Source organism: Caballeronia sp. PC1 (assembly GCF_021353155.1).
Taxonomy (GTDB): Bacteria; Pseudomonadota; Gammaproteobacteria; order Burkholderiales; family Burkholderiaceae; genus Caballeronia; species Caballeronia cordobensis.
This window is the reverse complement of the sequence record NZ_JAJUBH010000001.1, coordinates 252,290-269,283: the sequence shown is the minus strand read 5'-3', so window position 1 is coordinate 269,283 and position 16,994 is coordinate 252,290. Positions and strand designations below refer to the sequence as shown.

Genomic DNA, 16,994 nt, shown 5'->3' with positions numbered 1-16,994 from the left:
GCCTTTAGGGCCATGTTACCCGAATGTCCGCCAGCGCATGACCATGCACTGCCCTTTCTCGAAGCCGCGCATACATACATCACGAATCGATATAAAAGGCGCGTCGCGCCGGTCGCGCCCGCTTTTACCGTTACGCTACAATATGCGTTTTGGCAAGCGCACCTTCGGCCTATGCAGCCGTTCAGGGCGCCACCCCCACGAATTCCGCATGCAGGAGCCTGAATGACTCACGTTGTGACCGAAAGCTGCATCAAGTGCAAGTACACCGATTGCGTGGACGTGTGCCCGGTGGATTGCTTCCGCGAAGGTCCCAACTTTCTCGCGATCGATCCCGACGAGTGCATCGACTGCGCCGTGTGCGTCGCCGAATGCCCGGTGAACGCGATCTACGCCGAAGAGGACGTGCCCTCGGACCAGCAGCACTTCACCGAACTGAACGCCGATCTCGCGCGCAACTGGCCGAGCATCACGAAAACCAAGGGATCGCTTCCCGAGGCGGACGAGTTCAAGGACGTCAAAGAGAAGCTGAACCTGCTCGAACGTTGATTCGGGCATGGGCTCGCGCATCGGTGGGCGCAAACCGGCCTCGTTCGATTGCTAAATTGCGTATCGAATGAAGATTGGGCGTTGACACGTTAGCGACAGCACCCTATACTTTCGCTTCTCTGCTGTAGATGTTCCCCGATAGCTCAGTCGGTAGAGCGCCGGACTGTTAATCCGTAGGTCCCTGGTTCGAGCCCAGGTCGGGGAGCCAAAAACTCCAGCAAGTCGGTTTCAAAAAAACCCAGTCAATCGGCTGGGTTTTTTATCTCAGTTGCACCTGTTTCAGTTGTTCCCCGATAGCTCAGTCGGTAGAGCGCCGGACTGTTAATCCGTAGGTCCCTGGTTCGAGCCCAGGTCGGGGAGCCAAGAGCTTCAGTCAAAAAGCCCAGTCACGCGACTGGGCTTTTTGCTTTTGCACGCTGGATTGCTTAGGCGAGCCACACGACGGTCAGCGACCGCACGCCCTGCGCGCCGCGAATCAGCACGCCTTCGATATCCGCCGTCGCCGACGGCCCCGTCACGAGCACCGCATAGCGCGCCGATTTGAAATCGGGCCGCCGGTACACCTGCTGCAAGCCATCGACGAGCGATGCAGGATCGAGCAGCACGACGAGGTGCTGCGCCAGATAGCCGATCGAATTCACGACGTACTCGTCTTCGCTGAACCACACCGAGCCGGTTTCCGCCACGCCGAAGCGCCCTCTCACGACGCCCACGTCGACATCTTCCAGCGACGCGGGAATCGTCTCGGCCGACAACTCACGATTCCCTTCGACGCCCGCCACCGCCGATGCGATCACCTTCGCGTCCGGAAAGCGCGCGGCGATCATCGCCTGCACATCGTCTAGCGAAGCTGCATCGACGCACGTGCCGCCCATCGCGGTGAGCGCGGTCGTGAAACGCGTCTTCGGATCGCCGCCGGGTGACGGAAAAATGGGCACATCGGGACGCGGCCGCGACGCCGGTTGCGCAGCACGGATCTTCGAGAGAAAAGCTTCGCGGGTCGTCATCGGGCGTCCTTCCGGTTTTTGCGATACCACTCGTGAAATGTCTCGACAGGCGCTTCGGGCAAATCGCGCTGACGTCCCCAGATGTTGAGCGGGTTATAGAGCACGAAGTTGGGCAGGCGCTTCAACGCGCCGCCGAGCGATGCGACCGTCGCGCGATAAAGCGTCGGGCTCGCGAGCAGCCGCCCCGCCATCTTCAGGACTTCCTGCTTCACGAACGGCACTTCGTGCTTCTCGGCGATGACCGCGCGCCACTTGTAGATCTGCTCGTGGATGTTCACCTTCACCGGACACACGTTGGTGCAACTGCCGTTCATCGTCGAGGCGAACGGCAGCGCGCTGTAGCGCTTCAGATCGTAGGTCGGGTTGATGATCGCGCCGATCGGCCCCGAATACGTACCGCCGTACGACAGGCCGCCGCTTCGCCGATACACCGGGCACGTGTTCATGCACGCGCCGCAGCGGATGCATTTGAGCGAGAACCAGAAATCGTCCATCGCGAGGCGCTCGGAACGGCCGTTATCGACGAGGATGTAATGCATCTCCGTGCCCTGCCGCGGCTTGCGAAAGTGCGACGTGTATTGCGTGATCGGCGAGCCGAGCGCGCTTCTCGACAGCATGCGCACGAACACGCCGAGATCGGCGATCGTCGGAATGATCTTCTCGATGCCGATCGACGCGATATGCAGCGGCGGCACGTTCGCCGACAAATCCGCGTTGCCCTCGTTCGTGCAGACGACGACCGTGCCCGTTTCCGCCACCGCGAAGTTGCAGCCGGTCATCCCCGCCGTCTTTTCGCGCACGAAATACGGCCGCGTGTTCATGCGCTGGCTTTCGGCGAGATAGTGGATGTCGCTGTTCTTCGGATCGGTGCCGATGGTCTTGCCGAACAGTTCCGCCACGTCCGCGCGCAGCTTGTGCACCGCCGGCACGACCATGTGACTCGGGTCCTGATGATCGAGCTGCTGAATGCGCTCGCCGAGATCGGTTTCCATCACGGTGATGCCGCGCGGCTCCAGATAGTCGCGCATGTAGCACTCATCGGTGAGCATCGACTTGCTCTTCACGAGCGAGGTCATGCCGCGCGCGCTCATCAGCTCGTAGACGAGCGCGTTGTGCTCTTGCGCATTCGCCGCGAAATGTACGACGACGCCGTTCTTCCCGGCCTCATCGACGAATTGCGCGATGTAGTCCGCGAGATTGGAGAGCGTATGCTCCTTGATGCCCGACGCGAGCTCGCGCATCGTCTCCCATTCGGGGATGCCGTGCGCCTGCGCATCGCGCTTCGTGCGCAAGTCCCACAGCCGCTTGTCGTGGAACGCGACGTGATCGGGCTTTTGCAGGAACGCGCCCGCCGCTTTCGCGTGATCGATACGGACGGTTTTGCTCATCCTCTGGCTCCGTTCAGAACCTGCGCGATGTGAATGAACCTCGCGTCGAGCTTCATGCGCTCGGCGCAGCCTTGCTGATGCATGAGACACGACATGTCGCCCGACACGATGTACTGCGCGCCCGCGCCGACGTGATCGCGCACTTTGTCCTGCCCCATGCGCACGGAGACGGCCTCTTCCGTCACGGAGAACGTGCCGCCGAAGCCGCAGCATTCGTCGGGGCGCGCGGGCGAGACGAACTCGATGCCCTTCACGCCTTCGAGCAGCGCGCGCGGTTTCGAAAACGGCGTCGCCGCCACTTCCGAGTTCGATGTCTCGCGCAGATGCCGCACCGCGCTGCAACTGTTGTGCAGCCCGACGCGATGCGGAAACTCGGCCCACGGAAACTCGCGCACCTTCAGCACGTCGTGCAGGAACTCGACCAGCTCGTAAGTATTGCGGCGCACCTTCTGCACCGCGCTCGTCTGCTCGATCGCGGTGAAATGCTCGCGCACGTGATGAACGCAACTCGCCGACGGCCCGACGACGTAATCGTAGTCGGCGAAATTGCGGGCGAACACGCGCTCCGCGCCCGCGGCCTGCTTGTGTGCGCCGCTATTGGCCATCGGCTGGCCGCAGCAGGTCTGGTCCTGCGGATAGTCGACATCGAGCCCGAGCCGCTCCAGCAGCTCCAGCGTGGCGATGCCGACCTGAGGATAAAACGCGTCGATGAAACAGGGGACGAACAAAGCGACTTTCATGGCGCTCCAAACGTGGGGAATTTGGTAAGCTTGGTCTGACCAAGACTTTAAAGAGATGCGCCTTTCGTGTCAAACTCGGGGCACTCCCATGCATTCACCCTGCTTTCGCGCCAAACGATGACTTTCCAGCCTGTCCATGCCCACTCCTACGCCCGCGTGCGTCTCTCCGATATCGTGTCGGGGCAGATTCGCGAGTTGATCTCGAACGGCGCGCTGCTGCCGGGCCAGCGCCTGCCGGCCGAGCGCGATCTGGCGGAGCAGTTGAACGTGTCGCGCCCGTCGCTGCGCGAGGCGCTCATCCGGCTGGAATCGGACGGTTTCATCCGTGCGGCGGGCCGCGGCGGCTTCGTCGTCTCCGATGTGACGGCGCCGCTCGTGTCGCATCCGCTCGCGGCGCTGCTCGAAGCCCAGCCGAACGCCAGCGCCGACGTGCTCGAACTCCGCCACGGCCTGGAGACGCTGTCCACCGCCTACGCCGCCGAGCGCGCGACCGAGGCCGATCTCGCGCGCATCGCCGCCGCGTTCGACGCGCTGCAGAACGCCGTCGCCGAGAAAAGCACGCGTATCGCGGAAAAAGACGCGGCGTTCCATCTGGCGATCGCGGACGCGACGCACAATATCGCGCTCGCGCACGTGATGCACGGGCTCGACGAACTGGTCCGCGAATCGATGCTCACGTCGCACCGCCTCGTCGATTACGACGACGAAGTCGAAGCGAACTTGATGACGCAGCATCGCGCGATCTTCGACGCGATCGTCGCGCGCGATCCGGCGCGGGCGCGCGAGTGCGCGGGCGCGCATCTCGACTACGTGCGCACGCTCTACCGCGACCGGCTGGCGAAGAAGAATCGCGCCGCGTGACCAACGCCCATACGTCCGATCACATTACGAATTTGTAAGCCGCAAGAAAGTGATGATAGGACTTGGCCTACATGGATTTCGGACGCACACGGCTAACGCGCCCCAACCTTCTTCGCGATACTGAAACCGTCAACAACAACACGCGATGGAGGACAACATGCCTTACCTACTCGGATGGCTGCTCGGTGTGCCGGTGATCGTTCTGGTGATTCTGTATCTGATCTTTCATTGACCGGCAGCGCGGCGATGTATCAAAAAGAGCCAGGGGCGTCGATACAATACGACGCCCTTTCTCTTTTTCCGAAGGAAGCCGATGAAACGCTTATTTCTCGCGCTCGCCGCACCGCTCATGATGATTTCCGGCGCGGGACTCGCGCATGCCGAGGAAATCGCCAGCGTCAACACCAACTTCCGCTTCACCGGCTCGGACCGCGTGACCGTCGAGGCCTATGACGATCCGCTGGTGCAAGGCGTGACCTGCTATGTGTCGCGGGCGCGCACGGGCGGCGTCAAAGGCACGCTCGGCATCGCGGAAGATCCGTCCGAAGCGTCCATCGCCTGCCGCCAGGTCGGGCCGATCAAGATCACGCAGCCGCTCAAGCAGAAGACCGACGTGTTTTCGGCCGGCATGTCGTTCATCTTCAAGACGCTGCATGTAGTGCGCATCGTCGATGCGAAGCGCAACACGCTCGTCTACATGACCTACAGCGACCGCATCGCGACCGGCAGCCCGAAGAACAGCGTGACGGCGGTGCCCGTGCCCGAAGGCACGACCATACCGGTGAAGTGACGCGCAACTGTCCGGTGCGGCGCGAAGCAAAGTTGTAAACTAGGCGGTTCCGTCCGTCCCGAAATTCGCGAACCATGAACGCCGCCCGCTTCCGCAATGCCGCACGCTACTGGCGCTCGCCGCTCGTGCCGGACGCGGACATGGTCACGGCCGAATACTACGATCACGAATTCACGCCGCACTGGCATGACGCCTACACGGTGCCCGTGATCGAAGCGGGCGCGGAATGCTACGACTATCGCGGCGCGCATCACGTGGCCGAAGCCGGCTCCGTGCCGGTCATCAATCCGGGCGAACTGCACACGGGCGCGCGGGCGGTCGATGCGGGCTGGCGCTATCGCGTGTTCTATCTGCCGGTGCCGTTCGTCGAAGATCTCGCCCACGCGATGTCGGCGCAGAAGGCCGCGTCGCCGTGGTTTCCGGTCGATATCATTCGGGATCCCGATCTGGCGCGGCGTCTGGTGATCGCGCATCGGCTGCTGGAAAACGGGGCGGACCCGCTCGCCGCGGAACTGGCTCTCGTCGATGCGACGAGCACGCTGCTCGCCCGCCACGCGCTCGAACGTCCGGCCGTCGCGCCGCTCGCCGCCGACGCGCGCCGCGTCGCAACGATGAAATCGCGCCTCGCCGACGATCTGCTCGAACCGCTCACGCTCGCCGATCTGGCGCAAACCGTCGGCCTCTCGACCTTCCACGCCGCGCGCCTCTTCACGCGCGAAACCGGCCTCGCGCCGCACGCGTGGCGCAATCAGATGCGCATCGTGCGCGCGCTGCCTGCCTTGCGCGCGGGCGCATCCGTGACGGACGTCGCCGCGGCGAGCGGCTTCACCGACCAGAGCCATTTCACGCGGCATTTCAAACGCGCGTTCGGCGTGCCGCCCGGCCGCTGGCGCTGAATTCGCACCCTGAACCCGATGAGCGCAAGAAAGTACAAGCGTCCGATGCGGCGCGTTGCGTATCCTCCGCTTTCATAGGAGGACCATCTTGAACGCATCACCTTTGCGCGAATTCGCCGCCGGCGCGCGCGACACCATCCCGATGATGATCGGCGCCGCGCCCTTCGGCGTGATCTTCGGCACGCTCGTCACCGCGAGCCCCCTGACGCTCTGGCACGGCCAGCTCATGTCGCTCGCCGTGTTCGCGGGCTCGGCGCAATTCATCGCGGTCGGGCTGATCGCATCGCACGCGAGCTTCGCCGTCATCTGGGCGACGACGCTCGTCGTCAATCTGCGTCACGTGCTCTATTCGGCGACGCTCTCGCCGTATGTCGCGCATCTGCCGCGCCGCTGGCGCTGGGCGCTCGCGGGCCTCATGACGGACGAAGTCTTTGCCGTCGTCTACGCGCACTATCAGAAGCGCGCGCCGGGCGAAACCGGGCCGCACTACTTTCTCGGGTCCGGCGTTGCGATGTATCTGAACTGGCAGTTGTGGACGCTCGCCGGCCTGCTGTTCGGCGCGGCGTTTCCCGGCCTGAAGTCGCTCGGCCTCGATTTCGCGATGGTCGCGACGTTCATCGCCATCATCGTGCCGCAGCTCGTCGCAGTGCGCTTCATCGCGGCGGCGGCGGCTTCGGGCGTGCTGTCGTTCGCGTGGCAAGGCTGGCCGTACAAGCTCGGGCTGCTCGCCGCCGTGTTCGTGGGTGTCGCGGTCGGCATGGTGCTCTCGCTCATGGAAAACCGGCCGCAGACGAAGCAGCGCCTCAAGAACACCAAGGAGCGCACGCAATGAACTACGTCTGGTTGATCCTGGGCATGGCGCTCGTGACGTACGTGATCCGCGCCGCCGTCTTCGTGCTGGGCGAGCGCCTGCCGTTTCCGCCGGTCGTGCGCAACGCGCTCTCGTTCGTGCCGGTGACGGTGCTCACCGCGATCATCGTGCCGATGACGGTCTCGCCGCACGGCGACGGTGCCGAAATCACATGGCGCAATCCGCAGCTCGTGGCGGCGCTCGTCGCGGTTATCGTTTGCGTGTTCACGAAACGGCCGCTGGTGACGATTGCGGTGTCGCTCGCGGTGTTTTTCCTGTGGCAGTTCGTCGTGCTGGGCTAAACGTTTCCCGCCGATCCACTGCCGATCGGCTTTCAAAAAGCCTCGAAGAAACCTCAAGTTCCCGGAAATCGCGCCGATATCAGAAACGAATGGACTCCGCCTGAAACGCGGCGCCGCCAGCATTTCCCGCCTCCGGGACACCGGAGAGCGGAACCGGGAACCAACATGCGTCAAATCACCCTGTCGCTTCGCGACGAGACGATCGCTTCGCTGGAACGCGACTTCGAAGCGTTTCTGCGTCTGTCGCTGAAGCTCGATCCACAATTCGTCACGCCGTCGTTCGAGGACTTCCTGCGCGCGAAGCTGCTCGACAACAACACGCCGCTCACCGAGCAGGCCGTGCAGCGCATGCTCACGCACGGCCAGTACGCCTGGGCCAAGCGCGCGCTCGACAAGGAGTTTCCCGACGTCGTCGAAATCCTGATCCGTCAGGCCGCCGAGCACGGCTTCGCGTTCGCGATCCGTGCCGACTGGACCGCGGAGGATCTCGTGAAGGCGTCGCGCGAATGGGCGACGGCGATCGTCACCGAAGCGAAGGGCGACCTGTCGCAAGTGGACATGCTCGCCTCGCAGATCAAGTCGGCGGCGGCGGATATCCGCGAAGTCGAGGAAAAGATGCAGACGCCCGCATGGCGTCTCGCCGATTCGCTGCGCCAGCGCGTCTACGAAACGAAGATTTCGGTGGAAACGAGCGTGGGCTCGACGGCGCGCGAGAAGCTCGGCGAACTGCGCTGCCTGCTGCGTCTGGGCATCGTCTACGGCTCGATCCAGAAGCAGGAAGCGCAGCAGGTGCTGGAATATTTGCGCTCGCTGCGGCCCGAGCTTTTCGTCGAAGAGCCTCACGACGGCTTCACGCGCTTCGCCGCGTGGCTGCGCAGCATCTTCGCGCCGGCGCCGCGCGCGCCGAGCACGTCGCGGGCACAGCGGTAAGCGCTTTTAGTTTTTCAGTCCCACATTCCCTTCAGGCGCGCCGCGATATCGAGCTTCGCTTTCGCGGCCGCCGCGAGCCCCGCCGCTGTCGGCGCGGCGGGCGCAATCACCGGCGGCCACGCCGCCGCCTCGAAGTTCTGCATCAGATGCGGCGGAATGAAACGCGTGCGCTGCGCCCACACGTGCCGGTCGCCGAGATGCGTCTGGTTGTGCACGTAGAAACGCTGCGGCGTGACGATGTGCAGATCTTCCTTCGCGCGCGTCATCGCGACATAGAGCAGACGCCTTTCTTCGTCGATTTCCTCGTCGCTGCCCGTACCGAGATCGGACGGAATGCAGCCATCCACGCCGTTCAGCACGAACACGTTGCGCCATTCCTGGCCCTTCGCCGAGTGGATGGTCGAGAGAATCAGATAGTCCTCGTCGAGCAGCGGCACGCCAGATTCGTCGCTGGTTGCATCGGGCGGATCGAGCGTGAGTTCGGTGAGAAAGCGCTCGCGCGTCGGATACGTCGCCGCGATGCTTTCCATCTGCAAGACGTCGCCGATGCGGATCGCCGCGTCCTCGTGATTGCGTTCCAGATGCGGCTCGTACCAGCGGCGGATCATCTCGAACTCGGCGGGCCAGCCCGACTCGCGTCCGCAGAGCTTCGCCATCAGGCCGACGAAGCGTGGCCAGTCGTCGCTCGCTCGTGCGGGCGCCTGGAACGCGGCAATGGCGCTCGATGCGACCGCGTCCGGTGCGCTCACACTGTCCAGCAAACGCCCCGCAATGGCGGGACCGACGCCCGGCAACAGTTGCGCGACGCGAAAGCCCGCGACGCGATCGCGCGGATTCTCCGCCCAGCGCAGCACCGCAAGCACGTCCTTCACGTGCACGGAATCGAGAAACTTCAGCCCGCCGAACTTCACGAACGGAATGTTCCGGCGCGTGAGCTCGATTTCGAGCGTCGCGCTGTGATGCGCCGCGCGAAAAAGCACCGCCTGCGCCTTGAGCTTCATGCCCGCCTCGCGCGCCTCCAGCACTTTCTCGACGACATAGCGCGCCTGATCGGCCTCGTCCGCGACGGAGACGACGCGCGGCTTTTGCGCCGATGCCTTGTCGGTCCACAGATTCTTCGTGTAGCGCTCGCTCGCCATGCCGATGACCGCATTCGACGCCTCGAGAATCGGCTGCGTCGAGCGATAGTTGCGATCGAGCGTGACGGTTGCGGCGGGCGGATCGAAATGGCCGGGAAAATCGAGGATGTTGCGCACCGTCGCGCCGCGAAACGAATAGATGGACTGCGCGTCGTCGCCGACGACCGTGAGGCCGCGGCCGTCCGGTTTCATCGCGAGAAGAATGGACGCCTGCAGACGGTTCGTGTCCTGATATTCGTCGACGAGCACGTGATCGAAGCGGCTCGCGAGATCCGCGGCCAACGACGGCTCCGCCGCGAGATGCGACCAGTAGAGCAGCAGATCGTCGTAATCGAGCACGCTTTGCGCCTGTTTCGCGCTGACATAGGCGGCGAAGAGGCGCTTGAGGTCGGCTTCCCACTCGCGGCACCACGGATACGAATGGTCGAGCACGCGCCCAAGCGATGCGCCCGTATTCACGACGCGCGAGTAGATCGCGAAGCACGTCGACTTGGCCGGAAAGCGCTTTTCCTTCGACGACAGGCCGAGCTCGTGCCGCACGAGATTCATGAGATCGGCGGAATCCTCGCGGTCGTTGATCGTAAACGACGGCGCGAGCCCGACGAGATCGGCGTAATCGCGCAACAGCCGCGCGCCGACGCTATGGAAGGTGCCGGACCACGTCAGACCCTGCGCGATGGCGCTTCTCTTTCCGAGCGCGTTCATGGCGATGCGCGACACGCGCCGCGTCATTTCGAGCGCCGCGCGCCGCGAAAACGTGAGCAGCAAGATGCGATGCGGGTCCGCGCCCTTGACCAGCAGATGCGCGACGCGATGCGCGAGCGTGTTCGTCTTGCCCGAACCCGCGCCCGCGATCACGAGCAGCGGCCCGCCGCGATGGCCGGGTTCATCGACGCCGAATTCGACGGCCGCGCGCTGCGCCTCGTTGAGCTTGGCGAGATAGTCGGCGGCCTGCTGTGCGGCGGATTCGGCAACGGTGTCGGGAAGCGTGAGCACGGAGAGAGACGGCGGGGGAAAAGGTGACGCACACTGTATATCCATACAACCCGCGCGCGCAAGTCCTTGGCCTGGCTAGGCTTTTGGCCCCAAATGCAACGAGCCCGGTCCGCAAGGGATCCGGGCTCGCATCGTTCTCGAAAACGGGTTATTGCGCCTTCTTCGCGTTCTTCACCTTTGCGTCGGCGGCGGCTTCGTTGGCTTCGGATTGCGCCTCCGTCTTCTTCTTGTCGGCCTTGGCCTGCGCGACGGCGGCGTCCTTGTCGGCTTCGGCCTGCTTCTTCGCGGCCTTCTGATCCGCCTTCGTCGGGGCGTCGCTCGTCGTCTGCGCGATCGATGCCACGCTTACGCTTGCGAACGTTCCCGCGATCAGCGCGGCCAGTAGTGCATGTGCTTTTCGATTCATGATGTCCTCCCTTTCCCAATGCATTGCCGCGAAGCCATGACGGCTTCGCGGCGCTTCACGCTCAGTGCTGCAGGCCCGTGTCCTTCGGCGCGCGCGGCTCCGTCGCGTTCAGTTCCGCGCGGGCGGCGTCCTTGTCCGCCTTGCGGTTGATCTTCGCGTTCTTGACGTCCTCCTTGTACTGCGCCTTGGCCTGCTGGTTCTGCGCCTTCAGTTCGGCCTTCGACGCCTTCTTCGACGCGCTGTATTCGGCGTTCGCCTCCGCGTTCGCGTTGCGGCGCTGGACGAGCGGATCGGTCGGCGCGGGCGCGACGACGTTGTGCTGCGGCGGTGTCACAGGCGCCTGGCCCGCGATCTGCCCGTTTGCCGCGGCATCCGGCGCGGGCTGCATCTGGGCCTGCATTTGCGTCTGCGCCTGCACCGGCGCGGGTTGCGTCGCGGTCTGCGCGTAGGCGCCCGAAGCGGCAAGCGTGGCGATGGCGGAACCGATCAGAAGAATTCGTGCGCGAGTCATGAGCTAGTCCTCTCTTTAGTTGGCGTCGGCGGCACCCGAACGACGTGAAGCAGGCGTCCGCGCGACTTTTGTCGATTGGAAAGATGACCGAAGCTGCATCGATCAACAGGTCGGACCGGCGTGCGATCGGGCGAGTTCGCGAAAACCAGTCATTGTTACTGACGGTTTCATCTGGCTACATTTGCCAATCGACCCGCTTGCGACCGGATTACCGGCGTCCGCACAGCGAACAGCACGGCGCATGCCCGAAGCGGCGGCGGCCGTGGTTTATCATGGAGGCCTTTCCTGTTTCGCCGTCCCATGCCTGCACTGCACTTCACCCTCACGGGCGACTACATCGAGCTTCACAACCTCCTCAAGATCATGGGTCTCGCGGACAGCGGCGGCTCGGCGAAGGCGCGCGTCGCGATGGGCGATGTCACCGTCAACGGCCAGGTCGAGATGCGCAAGACCTGCAAGATCCGCGCGGGCCAGAAAGTAAAGATCGACGGCCAGACCATCCACGTTCGCGCGCCCAAATAGCGTCGCGCGCACTTGCGCGCACACGCCGCGCGCTTGCCAAAACCCGGCCATAAGCGAACGCGTCATCGACACGGCGCGCGCGACGCAATAAGCTAGTCGTCTTTCGTTCTGGTTTCAGCGTCGGTTCCCGTCAGCGCGTCTGCGCTTCGATCTTTGCCCCTTCGCTTTCCAGTCCACGGCGCTCAGTGCACTGACTGATGCGCCGTCATCGTTTCGATCCGGTCAACCATGCAACCGCAAGCCACGCGCGCCACGCGCGCGCATCAAGGACCGCCGAGCCTCTCGCGTCACGCTGTCGATACGGCGCGCCTCGCCGCGCCGCTCGCCATCGCGCAGCTCTCGCAGATGGCGATGGGCGTCACCGACACCATCCTGCTCGGCTCGCTCGGCCCGGACGCGCTCGCCGCGGGCGGCCTGGGCGCGAATCTCTTCTTCGTCGTCGTGACGCTTTTGCAGGGTGTGCTGACCTCGGTGTCCGTGTCGGTCGCGCATGCGCGCGGCGCGAATGCCGACGACCGCGTGCCGAGCATCTACTGGACGGGCCTCGTGCTGTCCGTGCTGCTCGCCGTGCCGGCGTTCGTGCTGCTGAGCTATGCCGAGCCGATCCTGCTCGCGTTCCACGAGCCCGCGACGCTCGCGAAGAACGTCGGCGAGTACTGCGCGGTGCTGCGCTGGGGGACGCCTGGCAGTCTCATCGGCATCGGGATGATGCGCGCGTTCCTTCCCGCGATCGGCGCGGCGCGCAGACTCTTGTGGATTTCCATCGGCGGCGTCTTCGTCAACGGCTTTCTCAACTACGGGCTCATTCACGGCGCGTATGGCATGCCGCGCGAAGGCTTCCTCGGCTCCGCGGCGGCGACGACCATCACGGTCTGGCTGACGGCGGCGGCGCTCGTCGCGGTGCTGCATCTGCGGCCGCGCTACAAGCATTTCGTCGTGCGCGCGCGCCCGCGCCTGCCCTTGATGGGCGAACTGTTCGGCATCGGCTGGCCGGTCGCGATCACGTACGGCGTCGAATCGACGCTCTTTCTCGCCACCGGCATGATGGTCGGTCTGCTCGGCGAAGCGCCGCTCGCCGCGCATCAGATCGCGCTCAACGTCGCGTCGGTCGCGTTCATGGTGCCGCTCGCGATCGGCCAGGCGGCGAACGTGCGCGTGGGCTACTGGGTCGGCGCGGGCGTGCCCGTCGCGGCGCGGCATGCGGGCTTCGTTGCGATCGCGCTGGGCGTCGGCTTCATGATGTGCTCGGGCCTCGTGCTGATCACCGTCCCGCATGCGATCGTCGGCCTCTATCTGCATCTGGACGATCCCGCCAACGCGTCCACCGTCGCGCTCGCCGCATCGCTCCTCAGCGTCGCGGCGGTGTTCCAGATCGTCGACGGCATGCAGACGGTCGGCTCCGGCTGCCTGCGCGGTCTCAAGGACACGCGCATCCCCATGCTCGCCGCCGCGTTCGGCTACTGGGGCGTCGGTTTTCCGACCGGCTACGTGCTCGCGTTTCACTTCGAGCTCGGCGCAAAGGGCCTGTGGTGGGGGCTCGCGGCGGGCCTCGCGAGCGTCGCCGCGCTGATGACCTTGCGGTTCCATCGCATCAGCCGGCGGTTCATCGAGACGGGCGTCGCGCCCAGGCCCGACGACGCCGGCGCCCCGGACGCCGCGCCGCACGGCCACGTTTGATAAGCACCCGAGCCGCGCGCCGATATGCATAGCAGGAATGCTTGGTTGGTGCGCGCGGGGCGCATTGCTAGGATGAACCCGTCTCCTCCTTGAGACATCTGTGACAGGGGTTGTCAGCCCGCTTCAGCCAAGCGGGCTTTTTTTCGTCCCTATGGTTCGTTGCTCTCTACCGCGCGGTGTCGCGCACGGCCATTTCCCGATTTCCCATACAATAAATTCGAGACGCGCCGCGCGAGAACGCTTCTTGCTTGGTGTCGTCCTGAAAACGTGTCGTGACGTACGGATCGCGACCACTAAAAAGAGGAATCGAAGTGTCGGAAAGCCGGGGGATGTGGGAAGCGGCCGGGCGTGACGTAGAGCGCGCAAGCATCGAAGGAAGATTTCGCGCCGCCGTGCGCAATGTGGCCATCGTCGTGATGATGGCGGCGCTCGCCGCCTGCGCGGAGCGCCCGCCCGCGACGGCGTTCGACCGTCCGTCGAGCCAGGCGCTCTCCACGAGCGAAGCGACGCCGCTCGCGGCCGCGCTCGCGCCGCTGGAACAGCAGCATCCGGACGAGTCCGCCGTGCGCCTTCTGCGCACCGGCACGGACGCGCTGCAGGCCCGCGTCGCGCTCGCGCGCGCGGCGACCAGGACGCTCGACATGCAGTACTACATCGCCGAGGAAGACAACACCGGCAAGCTGCTGCTCGGTGCCGCGCTCCATGCGGCGGATCGCGGCGTGCGCGTGCGCATGCTCGTCGATGACCTGAACTTCAAGGACATCGACCGCATCATGGCGGCGCTCAACTCGCACGACAAGATCGAGATTCGCGTGTTCAACCCGTTCGGCAGCGCGCAGCGCAGCTTGTCCGAGCGCACGCAGAACGTCTTCACGAACCTGAGCCACTTCACGCGCCGCATGCACAACAAGGCGATGATCGCGGACAACCAGATCGCGATCGTCGGCGGGCGTAATCTAGGCGACGAGTACTTCAGCGCAAGCCCCACGCTGCAATTCCGCGATCTCGACGTCTTCGCCGCAGGCCCTGTCACGCACAAGATTTCCGCGAGCTTCGACGATTACTGGAACAGCTCGCTCGCGTATCCGTTGCGCGGGCTGAACAAGCAGAAATTCGATGCTTCCGAGCTCGACAAGACCCGCGACGATCTGCGCGCGCACTGGCGCAAGCAGGCCGATCCGCTGAACGCGAAACCGCTCAACGCGACGCCGCTCGCGCAGCAGATCGCGCGCGGGGAAATGGGCCTCGTCTGGGCGCCGACGGAGTTCTGGGTCGATTCGCCGTCGAAGATCGAGCGTCCGAGCGACGACTACAAGAGCCCGCCGATGACGCGCCTCGTCGATCTGCTGAAAGACGCGCAGCGGGAATTCCTGATCATCTCGCCCTACTTCGTGCCGCACGACGCGGGCGTGAAGGCGCTTGGCGATCTCACGAAGCGTGGCGTGCGGGTCGCGGTCCTGACCAATTCGCTCGCCGCCACCGACGCCGTCGCCGTGCAGGCCGGCTACGCGCCGTATCGCGTGCCGATGCTGAAAAACGGTGTCGAGCTGTACGAGTTCAAGCCGATCCAGGCCGAAGGCGAAGCCAGTCCGCGCGCGGGCCTGTTCGGTTCGCAATCGCGCGCGAGCCTGCATGCGAAGGCTTATGTGATCGATCGGAGTATCCTCGTGATCGGCTCCATGAATCTCGATCCGCGTTCGTCGAAGCTGAACACCGAGCTCGCGCTCGTGATTCACGACAAGGCCATCGCCAGCGAAGCCGCCGGTCTTTTTGCCGACGCCATTTCGCCGAAAGTCAGCTGGCGGGTGCAACTCGCGAGCGCGGCGGTCGATGAGGAGATGCGGCGCACGGGCGCGCCGCGGTCGGGCCTCGTCTGGACCGCCGAGGAAAACGGCAGCCTCGTCACCTGGAACTTCGATCCCGAGGCGGGTTTTTATCGCAATCTGATGACGGGCATCTTCACGCTGCTGCCCGTCGACCAGCAGCTCTGATCCAATTTCGAGGGAATCTCAGGCCATGACACAGAACGCGAAGGACGGCGTACGGATGGAGAAGGACACGTTCGGCGAGATCGCCGTGCCGAACGGCAAGCTCTGGGGCGCGCAAACTCAGCGCTCGCTGCAGAACTTCAAGATTTCTACGGAAAAGCAGTCGCCCGAACTCATCACCGCGCTCGCGATCGTCAAGCACGCCGCCGCCGAGGTGAACGAAGGGCTGAAGGTGCTCGATTCGAAGAAGGCCCGCGCGATCATGCAGGCGGCCGAGGAAATCATCGACGGCAAGCATCCCGATGAATTTCCGCTCGCCGTGTGGCAGACCGGCTCGGGCACGCAGACCAACATGAATCTGAACGAGGTGATCGCCAATCGCGCGAGCGAGATCATGGGCGGACCGCGCGGCGAGGAGCGTCTCGTCCATCCGAACGACGACGTGAACCGCGGCCAGTCGTCGAACGACGTATTCCCGACGGCGATGCACGTCGCGGCGGCGTATGCCATCGTCAAACATCTGATTCCGTCGCTGAAGACGCTGCGCGATACGCTCGACAAGAAAGCCAAGGCCTTCGACAAGATCGTGAAGATCGGCCGCACGCATCTTCAGGACGCGACGCCGCTCACGCTGGGCCAGGAGTTCTCCGGCTATGTCGCGCAGCTCGATCAGGGCATCCGGCATGTCGAGGCGACGCTGCCGCATCTGTACCAGCTCGCGCAGGGCGGCACGGCGGTCGGCACCGGCCTGAACGCGCATCCGGAATTCGCCGCGAAGGTGGCGGCCGCGATCGGCAAGCTCACCGGTCTGCCCTTCGAGACCGCGCCGAACAAGTTCGAGGTCATGGCCGCCGCCGACGCGCTCGTCGCCGCGCACGGCGCGCTGAAGACCGTCGCCGCGGGCATGATGAAGATCGCCAACGATATCCGCTGGCTGTCGAGCGGGCCGCGCTGCGGGCTCGGCGAATTGTCGATTCCGGAGAACGAGCCGGGCAGCTCGATCATGCCCGGCAAGGTGAACCCGACGCAGTCCGAAGCCGTGACCATGCTGTGCTGCCAGGTCTTCGGCAACGACGTCGCGGTGAACTTCGGCGGCGCGAGCGGCAACTTCGAGCTGAACGTGTTCCGGCCGATGATCGCGCATAACGTGCTGCAGTCCGCGCGCCTGCTCGCGGACGGCGCGCAGAGCTTCAACGACAACTGCGCGGTCGGTATCGAGCCGAACGAGAAGCGCATCGACAGCCTGCTCAACGAATCGCTGATGCTGGTGACGGCGCTGAATCCCCACATCGGCTACGACAAGGCCGCGCAGATCGCGAAGAAGGCCCACAAGGAAGGCACGACGCTCAAGGCCGCCGCGCTCGCGCTCGGGCACGTGACCGAGCAGCAGTTCGACGAGTGGGTCAAGCCGGGGGATATGGTGGGGAAGAAGTAGGCGCGCGCAA

Annotated in this window: 17 protein-coding genes and 2 tRNA genes; 13 read left to right on the top strand and 6 right to left on the bottom strand. The window is 64.6% G+C overall.

Translation table 11 applies throughout. The annotated features are described in order from the left end of the window. Nucleotides 1-222: 222 nt before the first annotated feature. The 3 genes from fdxA to LY284_RS01260 all read left to right on the top strand — a co-directional run bounded on the left by fdxA (nucleotide 223) and on the right by LY284_RS01260 (nucleotide 909). The gene (fdxA, locus tag LY284_RS01270; RefSeq protein WP_014191983.1) at nucleotides 223-546 is read left to right on the top strand and encodes a ferredoxin FdxA; all 324 of its coding nucleotides are present in this window, start codon (nucleotides 223-225) and stop codon (nucleotides 544-546) included. 132 nt (nucleotides 547-678) lie between these two features. Continuing rightward, nucleotides 679-754 (top strand) — tRNA-Asn (locus LY284_RS01265). 79 nt (nucleotides 755-833) lie between these two features. Beyond that, nucleotides 834-909: transfer RNA gene (locus LY284_RS01260), tRNA-Asn, on the top strand. Between the two features lie 62 nt (nucleotides 910-971). On the opposite strand, the gene LY284_RS01255 is transcribed toward LY284_RS01260, so the two are convergent. The 3 genes from LY284_RS01255 to LY284_RS01245 are packed head-to-tail and all read right to left on the bottom strand — an operon-like array spanning nucleotide 972 to nucleotide 3,681. Continuing rightward, the gene (locus tag LY284_RS01255) at nucleotides 972-1,553 is read right to left on the bottom strand and encodes an LUD domain-containing protein (protein WP_014191984.1); all 582 of its coding nucleotides are present in this window, start codon (nucleotides 1,551-1,553) and stop codon (nucleotides 972-974) included. Continuing rightward, entirely contained in the window at nucleotides 1,550-2,941 is a 1,392-nt protein-coding gene (locus LY284_RS01250; RefSeq protein ID WP_014191985.1) for a lactate utilization protein B, read from the bottom strand. Before LY284_RS01250 ends, LY284_RS01255 begins: the two co-directional genes overlap by 4 nt. Beyond that, nucleotides 2,938-3,681, bottom strand: coding sequence for a (Fe-S)-binding protein (locus LY284_RS01245; RefSeq protein ID WP_014191986.1), 744 nt, complete (start codon nucleotides 3,679-3,681; stop codon nucleotides 2,938-2,940). The genes LY284_RS01250 and LY284_RS01245 overlap by 4 nt, the downstream gene beginning before the upstream one ends. 117 nt (nucleotides 3,682-3,798) lie before the next feature. Between LY284_RS01245 and LY284_RS01240 the strand changes: the two genes are divergently transcribed. The 6 genes from LY284_RS01240 to LY284_RS01215 all read left to right on the top strand — a co-directional run bounded on the left by LY284_RS01240 (nucleotide 3,799) and on the right by LY284_RS01215 (nucleotide 8,310). Next, entirely contained in the window at nucleotides 3,799-4,542 is a 744-nt protein-coding gene (locus LY284_RS01240) for a FadR/GntR family transcriptional regulator (protein ID WP_014191987.1), read from the top strand. Nucleotides 4,543-4,855: 313 nt separating this feature from the next. After that, entirely contained in the window at nucleotides 4,856-5,332 is a 477-nt protein-coding gene (locus LY284_RS01235; RefSeq protein WP_014191988.1) for a CreA family protein, read from the top strand. Between the two features lie 74 nt (nucleotides 5,333-5,406). After that, nucleotides 5,407-6,228 (top strand): AraC family transcriptional regulator, encoded by an 822-nt coding sequence (locus tag LY284_RS01230; RefSeq protein WP_014191989.1) that lies wholly within the window; start codon nucleotides 5,407-5,409, stop codon nucleotides 6,226-6,228. A gap of 142 nt (nucleotides 6,229-6,370) precedes the next feature. Further along, complete coding sequence (locus tag LY284_RS01225; RefSeq protein WP_233387127.1) at nucleotides 6,371-7,060, top strand: AzlC family ABC transporter permease; 690 nt, start codon at nucleotides 6,371-6,373, stop codon at nucleotides 7,058-7,060. Continuing rightward, on the top strand, nucleotides 7,057-7,380 hold the full coding sequence (locus tag LY284_RS01220) for an AzlD domain-containing protein (protein WP_014191991.1): 324 nt from the start codon (nucleotides 7,057-7,059) through the stop codon (nucleotides 7,378-7,380). The genes LY284_RS01225 and LY284_RS01220 overlap by 4 nt, the downstream gene beginning before the upstream one ends. A 165-nt stretch (nucleotides 7,381-7,545) precedes the next feature. Next, entirely contained in the window at nucleotides 7,546-8,310 is a 765-nt protein-coding gene (locus LY284_RS01215) for a DUF4088 family protein (protein ID WP_014191992.1), read from the top strand. Between the two features lie 14 nt (nucleotides 8,311-8,324). Here LY284_RS01215 and LY284_RS01210 read toward each other — a convergent pair whose 3' ends face one another. The 3 genes from LY284_RS01210 to LY284_RS01200 all read right to left on the bottom strand — a co-directional run bounded on the left by LY284_RS01210 (nucleotide 8,325) and on the right by LY284_RS01200 (nucleotide 11,362). Further along, nucleotides 8,325-10,490, bottom strand: a complete 2,166-nt coding sequence (locus tag LY284_RS01210) for an ATP-dependent helicase (protein WP_255724206.1) — start codon at nucleotides 10,488-10,490, stop codon at nucleotides 8,325-8,327. A gap of 103 nt (nucleotides 10,491-10,593) precedes the next feature. After that, the gene (locus LY284_RS01205; RefSeq protein WP_041730558.1) at nucleotides 10,594-10,851 is read right to left on the bottom strand and encodes a hypothetical protein; all 258 of its coding nucleotides are present in this window, start codon (nucleotides 10,849-10,851) and stop codon (nucleotides 10,594-10,596) included. A gap of 61 nt (nucleotides 10,852-10,912) precedes the next feature. Next, complete coding sequence (locus LY284_RS01200; protein WP_014191994.1) at nucleotides 10,913-11,362, bottom strand: hypothetical protein; 450 nt, start codon at nucleotides 11,360-11,362, stop codon at nucleotides 10,913-10,915. A gap of 300 nt (nucleotides 11,363-11,662) precedes the next feature. On the opposite strand from LY284_RS01200, the gene LY284_RS01195 reads away from it, so the two are divergent. The 4 genes from LY284_RS01195 to fumC all read left to right on the top strand — a co-directional run bounded on the left by LY284_RS01195 (nucleotide 11,663) and on the right by fumC (nucleotide 16,984). Next, nucleotides 11,663-11,884 (top strand): RNA-binding S4 domain-containing protein, encoded by a 222-nt coding sequence (locus LY284_RS01195; RefSeq protein WP_014191995.1) that lies wholly within the window; start codon nucleotides 11,663-11,665, stop codon nucleotides 11,882-11,884. A gap of 228 nt (nucleotides 11,885-12,112) precedes the next feature. Continuing rightward, complete coding sequence (locus tag LY284_RS01190; RefSeq protein ID WP_014191996.1) at nucleotides 12,113-13,561, top strand: MATE family efflux transporter; 1,449 nt, start codon at nucleotides 12,113-12,115, stop codon at nucleotides 13,559-13,561. Between the two features lie 329 nt (nucleotides 13,562-13,890). Next, the gene (locus LY284_RS01185) at nucleotides 13,891-15,552 is read left to right on the top strand and encodes a phospholipase D family protein (protein WP_041730559.1); all 1,662 of its coding nucleotides are present in this window, start codon (nucleotides 13,891-13,893) and stop codon (nucleotides 15,550-15,552) included. Nucleotides 15,553-15,577: 25 nt separating this feature from the next. Then, the gene (gene fumC, locus LY284_RS01180; RefSeq protein WP_014191998.1) at nucleotides 15,578-16,984 is read left to right on the top strand and encodes a class II fumarate hydratase; all 1,407 of its coding nucleotides are present in this window, start codon (nucleotides 15,578-15,580) and stop codon (nucleotides 16,982-16,984) included. Nucleotides 16,985-16,994: the final 10 nt, after the last annotated feature.

What these genes read in the sequence shown, in the direction of transcription:
- LY284_RS01220 (WP_014191991.1), top strand. Translation starts at nt 7,057, where the DNA reads ATGAACTACGTCTGGTTGATCCTGGGCATGGCGCTCGTGACGTACGTG.
- LY284_RS01185 (WP_041730559.1), top strand. Translation starts at nt 13,891, where the DNA reads ATGTGGGAAGCGGCCGGGCGTGACGTAGAGCGCGCAAGCATCGAAGGA.
- fumC (WP_014191998.1), top strand. Translation starts at nt 15,578, where the DNA reads ATGACACAGAACGCGAAGGACGGCGTACGGATGGAGAAGGACACGTTC.
- LY284_RS01195 (WP_014191995.1), top strand. Translation starts at nt 11,663, where the DNA reads ATGCCTGCACTGCACTTCACCCTCACGGGCGACTACATCGAGCTTCAC.
- LY284_RS01190 (WP_014191996.1), top strand. Translation starts at nt 12,113, where the DNA reads ATGCAACCGCAAGCCACGCGCGCCACGCGCGCGCATCAAGGACCGCCG.
- LY284_RS01225 (WP_233387127.1), top strand. Translation starts at nt 6,371, where the DNA reads ATGATGATCGGCGCCGCGCCCTTCGGCGTGATCTTCGGCACGCTCGTC.
- LY284_RS01200 (WP_014191994.1), bottom strand. Translation starts at nt 11,362, where the DNA reads ATGACTCGCGCACGAATTCTTCTGATCGGTTCCGCCATCGCCACGCTT.
- LY284_RS01245 (WP_014191986.1), bottom strand. Translation starts at nt 3,681, where the DNA reads ATGAAAGTCGCTTTGTTCGTCCCCTGTTTCATCGACGCGTTTTATCCT.
- LY284_RS01230 (WP_014191989.1), top strand. Translation starts at nt 5,407, where the DNA reads ATGAACGCCGCCCGCTTCCGCAATGCCGCACGCTACTGGCGCTCGCCG.
- LY284_RS01255 (WP_014191984.1), bottom strand. Translation starts at nt 1,553, where the DNA reads ATGACGACCCGCGAAGCTTTTCTCTCGAAGATCCGTGCTGCGCAACCG.
- LY284_RS01215 (WP_014191992.1), top strand. Translation starts at nt 7,546, where the DNA reads ATGCGTCAAATCACCCTGTCGCTTCGCGACGAGACGATCGCTTCGCTG.
- LY284_RS01235 (WP_014191988.1), top strand. Translation starts at nt 4,856, where the DNA reads ATGAAACGCTTATTTCTCGCGCTCGCCGCACCGCTCATGATGATTTCC.
- LY284_RS01205 (WP_041730558.1), bottom strand. Translation starts at nt 10,851, where the DNA reads ATGAATCGAAAAGCACATGCACTACTGGCCGCGCTGATCGCGGGAACG.
- LY284_RS01240 (WP_014191987.1), top strand. Translation starts at nt 3,799, where the DNA reads ATGACTTTCCAGCCTGTCCATGCCCACTCCTACGCCCGCGTGCGTCTC.
- LY284_RS01210 (WP_255724206.1), bottom strand. Translation starts at nt 10,490, where the DNA reads ATGGATATACAGTGTGCGTCACCTTTTCCCCCGCCGTCTCTCTCCGTG.
- LY284_RS01250 (WP_014191985.1), bottom strand. Translation starts at nt 2,941, where the DNA reads ATGAGCAAAACCGTCCGTATCGATCACGCGAAAGCGGCGGGCGCGTTC.
- fdxA (WP_014191983.1), top strand. Translation starts at nt 223, where the DNA reads ATGACTCACGTTGTGACCGAAAGCTGCATCAAGTGCAAGTACACCGAT.